Source organism: Vibrio sp. 10N.261.55.A7, from assembly GCF_002877365.1.
In the GTDB taxonomy this organism is placed as follows: domain Bacteria; phylum Pseudomonadota; class Gammaproteobacteria; order Enterobacterales; family Vibrionaceae; genus Vibrio.
The window spans coordinates 1,303-7,289 of record NZ_MCWZ01000029.1 but is presented as its reverse complement, the minus strand read 5'-3'; the positions used below and the strand labels follow the sequence as shown (position 1 = coordinate 7,289).

The 5,987-nt window shown below is 42.8% G+C and carries 6 protein-coding genes and 1 pseudogene; 4 read left to right on the top strand and 3 right to left on the bottom strand.

Annotation, left to right across the window (positions count from 1 at the left end; genetic code table 11):
* Positions 1 to 120: 120 nt before the first annotated feature.
* Positions 121 to 2,091: a replication initiator protein RctB domain-containing protein gene (locus tag BCU12_RS03440; RefSeq protein ID WP_102402991.1), complete on the top strand. Its 1,971-nt coding sequence runs from the start codon at positions 121 to 123 to the stop codon at positions 2,089 to 2,091.
* Between the two features lie 323 nt (positions 2,092 to 2,414).
* Here the strand turns inward: BCU12_RS03440 and BCU12_RS03435 are convergent, their stop codons facing one another.
* From BCU12_RS03435 to BCU12_RS03425, 3 genes are read right to left on the bottom strand one after another with little or no spacing between them, the layout of a single operon-like run.
* Positions 2,415 to 2,900: a transcriptional regulator gene (locus BCU12_RS03435; protein WP_102402990.1), complete on the bottom strand. Its 486-nt coding sequence runs from the start codon at positions 2,898 to 2,900 to the stop codon at positions 2,415 to 2,417.
* Positions 2,897 to 3,829: an ATP-binding cassette domain-containing protein gene (locus BCU12_RS03430; RefSeq protein WP_102402989.1), complete on the bottom strand. Its 933-nt coding sequence runs from the start codon at positions 3,827 to 3,829 to the stop codon at positions 2,897 to 2,899. Before BCU12_RS03430 ends, BCU12_RS03435 begins: the two co-directional genes overlap by 4 nt.
* Positions 3,826 to 4,740: an ABC transporter ATP-binding protein gene (locus BCU12_RS03425; protein WP_102402988.1), complete on the bottom strand. Its 915-nt coding sequence runs from the start codon at positions 4,738 to 4,740 to the stop codon at positions 3,826 to 3,828. Before BCU12_RS03425 ends, BCU12_RS03430 begins: the two co-directional genes overlap by 4 nt.
* Before the next feature lie 387 nt (positions 4,741 to 5,127).
* On the opposite strand from BCU12_RS03425, the gene BCU12_RS03420 reads away from it, so the two are divergent.
* From BCU12_RS03420 to BCU12_RS03410, 3 genes and pseudogenes are all read left to right on the top strand, one after another.
* The gene (locus tag BCU12_RS03420) at positions 5,128 to 5,328 is read left to right on the top strand and encodes a hypothetical protein (RefSeq protein ID WP_102402987.1); all 201 of its coding nucleotides are present in this window, start codon (positions 5,128 to 5,130) and stop codon (positions 5,326 to 5,328) included.
* Between the two features lie 148 nt (positions 5,329 to 5,476).
* Positions 5,477 to 5,686 carry a DUF3283 family protein gene (locus BCU12_RS03415; protein ID WP_102402992.1) on the top strand — a complete coding sequence of 70 codons (210 nt, stop codon included), beginning with the start codon at positions 5,477 to 5,479 and terminating at the stop codon, positions 5,684 to 5,686.
* A gap of 95 nt (positions 5,687 to 5,781) precedes the next feature.
* Positions 5,782 to 5,987 (top strand): annotated as a pseudogene (locus BCU12_RS03410) (YebC/PmpR family DNA-binding transcriptional regulator); the annotation flags it as partial.

The window sequence follows — 5,987 nt, the reverse complement described above, 5'->3', positions numbered from 1 at the left end:
ATCTTAATCAAATAGATCAGTTATTTAAGAGCAATAAATATTTCTTTATTTATGATCCTTTTTTCTTTATTCTCTTTGGAACGATAGCAATATTACGGCTTATGTGATCCGGATCTAATAATGAGTTCAGAAGAAAAACTATTAATAAAGTCTCCTAGAAGCCACAAAGGCGGACATCTGTTTGAAGTATCTGAAGCTGCTGTCAGTTGGGTTGAACAATATCAACATTTTAAAGGGGTAACGAAAAGCATTGTTGAACTTTTAAACCTCATTTCACTGCAAGGTTTTCGCAGCAAAGATGGATATGTATCAACAACAGAATTGATCGATGCAACCGATGGGCAAATCACCCGAGCTGCTATACAGCAAAGACTGCGAGCTGCCGTCAATATTGGACTTTTTAAGCAAATCCCCGTTCGTTTTGAAGAAGGACTTGCCGGGAAAACAATGCTACATAAATTTGTTAACCCTAATTTATTGATTTCTGTTCTTGGATCAACCAGTTTGGTGACAGAGTCGGTAAAGCAAAATGAGAAACAAAAACGATCAAAAGCACTTGCACAAACCCAAGTCAATAAACGTCTACTCAATGAGCACGGTCTTAATATTCCACCAACAATGAAAGATGAAGCGGATCAGTTTATCGTTTCACCAACGAATTGGGCTGGAATAATCGATCAGGCACTTGCGCCGCCTAGAACAAGAAAAAATTACCAAAAATCAATGGTTTCTATCTCTGGTACACGAGCTGTGATTGAAACTCGTTCATCCAAAAACATCATGACCGTTGATGATTTGATGACGTTATTCGCCTTGTTTACGTTAACGGTTCAATACCATGACCATCATAAAGAAGATTATCAGTTCAGTGTCGAGCAAGCGCCCAACAAAACCCCGTTGTACATCACTGATATCCTTTCTCTTCGAGGAAAGAAGGACAGTGGCCCCGCTAGAGACTCCATCCGAGACAGTATTGATCGTATAGAATTCACAGACTTTCAGCTGCATGAATTAACGGGACGCTGGTTAAGTGAAAACATGCCAGAAGGCTTTAAGAGTGATCGCTTTCGATTCTTAGCCCGCACAATTACGGCGTCAGAAGAAGCACCTACAGAGAATGCTGATGGCGAAATTCGTATTAAACCCAATCTGTATATTTTAGTTTGGGAGCCGTCTTTCTACGAAGAGTTGATGACTCGAGATTATTTCTTCTTGTTTCCACCAGAGATACTGAAACAACATACATTGGTGTTCCAATTGTATTCCTATTTCCGTACACGCATGTCTCGTCGACATACCGATTCCATGTTACTCACTGAGCTAAATCAAAAACTTGCACGCAACATTGATTGGCGCAGATTCTCAATGGATCTGATCCGAGAGCTGAAAAAACTCTCGAAAGGGAATGGAGATGATCAACAATTTACGGTCAATCTTTGGGGGTATCACTTAACGATCACTGCTATGATCGAGAAAGAAAAGATCGTTGATTATGAAGTGGATATCAAATGTGATGCGGAAGAAGTATTACGGTATTCAAGGGCACGAACAACGAACGCTGGTAAGCGAAATATGGCGCCAACGTTGCCTAACCCATTACGTCATGAAATGGTGTCTAAGCAGAAGCTAGCAGAGCTTTCAGAGATCATTGATGGTGAGTTCGAACCGATTCAACGAAAAGCGCCATCTCCGCGTGGAAAATTAGGTCGTCGAGTTAAGCTTAGAAAACACTTGGTCGAGATCAATGCCGATGAGATAACCATAACCTTAACCAAGTATACCTCTGAGGAAGCCCTGGAGCGCGGCATAACGGCGTTAGCGGCTATGACTGGGCATTCACACTCTTCTATCAAAGAAGAGTGTACAGAGCTTCTAGGGAAGCTTGATTGGCTTCGTGTTGGTAATGATCATGTCCCTTATGAAACCTTAAGTAAGCTTGTCGAACTGTACAATCAGCAAAGTGAGAACAAACATCTCTCAATAGAACGATTGATTTCAGGCTTGGCAGTAAGGCGAAAGGTGTGCAAGCAAGTATTTGAAGGGCACCTGGATGAAACGGTATTTCGAGCGTTGGACGAAGTGTCCGTTTGAGGTGCTTTCATTTTAGAAAAGTGATGATATTCAAACCGTTTTAAGACATTTCTCTGACATCGCACTGACATCGCACTGACATGCGAAGCCAGATAGCCAACTAGTATCGATAGTGAATAGACAACCTTTTGTCCCTTCTAATTGAATTAATAGATGGCTCATATTTGTTACATTCATTCTGAATTGTTTGCGAGTTCTTTTGGACTCGCTTTTTTTTGTCCAAAATTTGGGTATTCGAAGTCAAATACGAAAGCATGATCAAGGTAACCCCTGATCATGCTTTCGATCGTCGTATGTGACTGGCTAAGTGTAAAGAGTGATCATCAATGCACAATGCGTGATTGATGTTGGCTGCGATCTTCAGGGCGCTCCGCCATGTCATGATCATTGGCCGCCATGAAATGCACGTGCGCTTCAATCAATTGATGAGACTGCGCTTGCCAGTCTCCTGGCGTATTTTGATTACAAAACTCGAGTAACAGTACGATCAAGTGCTGTAAGCGCTTTAATGCCCAATCTTTCAATTCTGTTTCAGCAAGTGGATTGCTTGCGACATGCTGAAGCTTGCTGTATGCGAGTTGAAGGTATTGGAAGGCTTTATCACACGCGTGGTACCGGTTGCTCTCAAAAACTCTGAGACAGGCGTCTAGCCAGCATGCAATGGCCTTGCTTTGAACCGTATTGATAGTGGGGCCCCAAACCTGTTGAGGTGGGTTAAGGATTAAAGGTTCGAGCAATTCTACTTGATCATGCTTTCGCGATTGATACCAGAATTCCATGTCACTAACCCAACTATCTAGATTCATCATGCTGCGCTATCCCATTGTTTAACGAAGTGATTTTCTCCAACTTTCTCCGTCTGTGTTTGTACCTGGTTACAACGCTGACGAACTAAATCGGCTTCCTCTGAATAGTTTGGTTCACTTTGTACGAGTTTGCCAAACGGAAGGTCAGGATCAGGTACGGCAGAGATCAACAGCTTAGTGTATGGGTGTTGAGGATTGGTTAAGATCGATTGCGTATCTCCCCATTCCACTATTTGCCCTTTGTACATGACGGCGGTTTCTTCTGCGATGTAGTGGGCGGTCGCAAGATCGTGAGTAATGTAGAGAAAACCTATCCCAAGCTCGTTCTTCATCCGCTGCATCAAGTTCAAAACGCCTAACCGTATTGAAACATCAAGCATTGAGGTTGGCTCATCAGCCAGAATGACTTGTGCCCCAACGGCGATTGCTCGAGCAAGGTTAACGCGTTGGCGCTGACCACCACTAAGCTCATGGGGGAACTTCTTCAGTGTGTCAGGATCCAACTCGACCATAGCAAGGAGCTCTTGAAGACGATCGGGAAGCTCTCGATCGTGTTTGATCTGTTTGTGAATTTTTAAAGGTCGCGTCAAGTGATGTTCAATGGTGTGTGTCGGGTTTAATGATCCGAATGGGTCTTGGAAAACCATTTGAACCTTGCCACGGTAATCTAAGATCTCTTTTCGAGAAGTTAGCTCATTGATATCGCGTCCGTTAAACAAAATCTCGCCTTCCGTTGCCGGGTAAACCTTGGTCATTAAACGGGCGCAGGTACTTTTACCACAGCCTGACTCACCGACTAACGCCAGTGTTTTGCCCGCATGAATATCAAAACTGATCCCTTGAAGGGCACGAAAATTCTCTTGTTTTCCAAAGCCGCTGTTCACGTTGAAGTCTTTGATGACATTGTTCACTTGCAGGATAGGGGTACTCATAACGCCGCTCCAATCGATTGGTCTGATTTAAGAAGTTGCGCTTGAGCCGGGAGATCGGAGTTCTCTGCTGACGCAGAATCTGAACGATGCGCACCTTCGTGGATATTAGGAAATGAAGCCCATAGCTTTTGCGTATAAGCATGTTGGGGCGAGTTTCGAATGATGTCCGATGTGTTGGCTTCAACGATCACGCCTTTTCTCATGATCGCGATTCGATGACAAAGCTGGCTCATTAAAGCTAGATCGTGGGTAATAAATAGAATCGAAAATCCAAACTCTTCACGAAGTTGATAGATTTGCTGAAGAATTTCACGTTGCACAACCACATCGAGTGCTGTGGTTGGTTCATCCATGATAATAAGCTTTGGGCTCAAGGAGAGCGCGATGGCGATAACCAGTCGTTGGCGCATACCACCACTAAATTGATGAGGGTACTCACTGAGTCGATCTCTAGGAATGTTGACCAGGTCGAGCAGTTTTTTTGCCCGGTCAGTCGCTTGCTCGTTGCTCATGCCTGTGTGATGGCGCAGAACATCGCAAAATTGTTCTTCTATCGTTAGCACAGGGTTGAGTGAGTTCATTGCACTTTGGAAGACCATCGCGATCTCGCTCCATCTCAGTGCATTGATGGCGTTGTCTGACAGCTCGAGGAGGTTTTTGCCATCGAAGTGAATCGTGCCGCCAGATATAAATGCCGGCGGCTTGTGAAGACGGTTCAATGCAAATGCAATGGTACTTTTACCGCATCCTGACTCGCCCGCTAAGCCAAATATTTCCCCTTTACCAATATCAAAGCTGACCGAATCGACTGCTCTGAAATCACCACTGTCTGTGATGTAGTCAATGCAGAGGTTTTGGATGCTGATAATAGGGTCAGGGTGAGAGGCGTCGTTTATGACTTGTTTATCCATGCCTAATTTCCAATTTAAATGTATTGTAATGATAATTGTTATCATTAGCATTTAAATTTAGGTGCGACAGCTTGAGCGTGGAAAATAAGTGAAGTGACTCGAAGAATTAGTCAGATATCGCTTCCAATTATGATGATGAAGTTGGACGAACTTGGAAGATGAGGATAGTGGATAAGTATAAAATGAGAGCTAGATCAAGTCAGTTTTGAAAAGGGTAATTCCTTAAAAGTACGACTACAATGATTAGGGTGCAAAGGTTAAATGAGTGAAATATTAATTAGATTTCAGAACCATTATGTTTATCACATTCTGGATTCAAAAATCTTAACAACCTGCATACCGTTTGCTACAGATTACTTGTCCAAACATGGTTTATTCGGAGGTAATATGTCCATCAATTCTATTGACCATGATGATATGACTAACATTGCAAATAAGTGGGATCTTGAGGAAGAAGAGATCAATACTCAACAGCCAGTTAAAAAGGTCAAATCCGCGGAAGCTCGCCGTCGCATTGAAGCATTACGAGAGATCCGAGAAAGCGGTTTAACCATTGAAGAGGCGAGGGAGTTGGGGATTTTGCACTAATCAATTTGCAATTCACAGCAAGGGTGGCTCGAATGCCACCCTTATTATTTTTTGTAAGATAAAATTGATCTCAATCGAGACAAAAGCGCCAATTCACCGTTTCTCTGTGGTATATTTCCCGCCCAAGTACCAACTAATACAAGCCACCATGACAATAAATCTTTCATTACTGCCATCCGATGAAAAGAACAAGATTGAACTTGATAAGCAAGCGTCATTCTTAGTTTGGAAACTTCGAGAGGCAAAAGCGATCCCTAGCGAAATTATTGAGCAAAAAAATAAGATTGCTGATGAGCATGAAAGAGAGTGGTTTGTGCAGTCGGTGGAAAAGTACAAGCGAATTATGAGTGTGATGTAATTTACACTTGTTTGCCTTCGCTGAGCCAAGAATTGAAATGACTCAGCTTTTTGCTAAAATCTTTCGCATTAAATTGAATTAGAGAGAAGATCCCGATGGGAAGAAGTTTTGAAGTGCGCAAAGCCTCAATGGCTAAAACCGCTGGCGCAAAAATTAAAGTTTATTCTAAATACGGTAAAGAGATTTACATGTGTGCAAAGAACGGCAGTTCTGATCCAGACATGAACCTACCTCTTAAGCACCTGATCGCTAAAGCGAAGAAAGACCAAGTCCCTGCGCATGTTATCGACAAAGCGATCGA

Bases quoted from the DNA above. Each gene is read 5' to 3' on its own strand.
- BCU12_RS03440 (WP_102402991.1), top strand. From the start codon at position 121: ATGAGTTCAGAAGAAAAACTATTAATAAAGTCTCCTAGAAGCCACAAA.
- BCU12_RS03435 (WP_102402990.1), bottom strand. From the start codon at position 2,900: ATGATGAATCTAGATAGTTGGGTTAGTGACATGGAATTCTGGTATCAA.
- BCU12_RS03420 (WP_102402987.1), top strand. From the start codon at position 5,128: ATGTCCATCAATTCTATTGACCATGATGATATGACTAACATTGCAAAT.
- BCU12_RS03430 (WP_102402989.1), bottom strand. From the start codon at position 3,829: ATGAGTACCCCTATCCTGCAAGTGAACAATGTCATCAAAGACTTCAAC.
- BCU12_RS03425 (WP_102402988.1), bottom strand. From the start codon at position 4,740: ATGGATAAACAAGTCATAAACGACGCCTCTCACCCTGACCCTATTATC.
- BCU12_RS03415 (WP_102402992.1), top strand. From the start codon at position 5,477: ATGACAATAAATCTTTCATTACTGCCATCCGATGAAAAGAACAAGATT.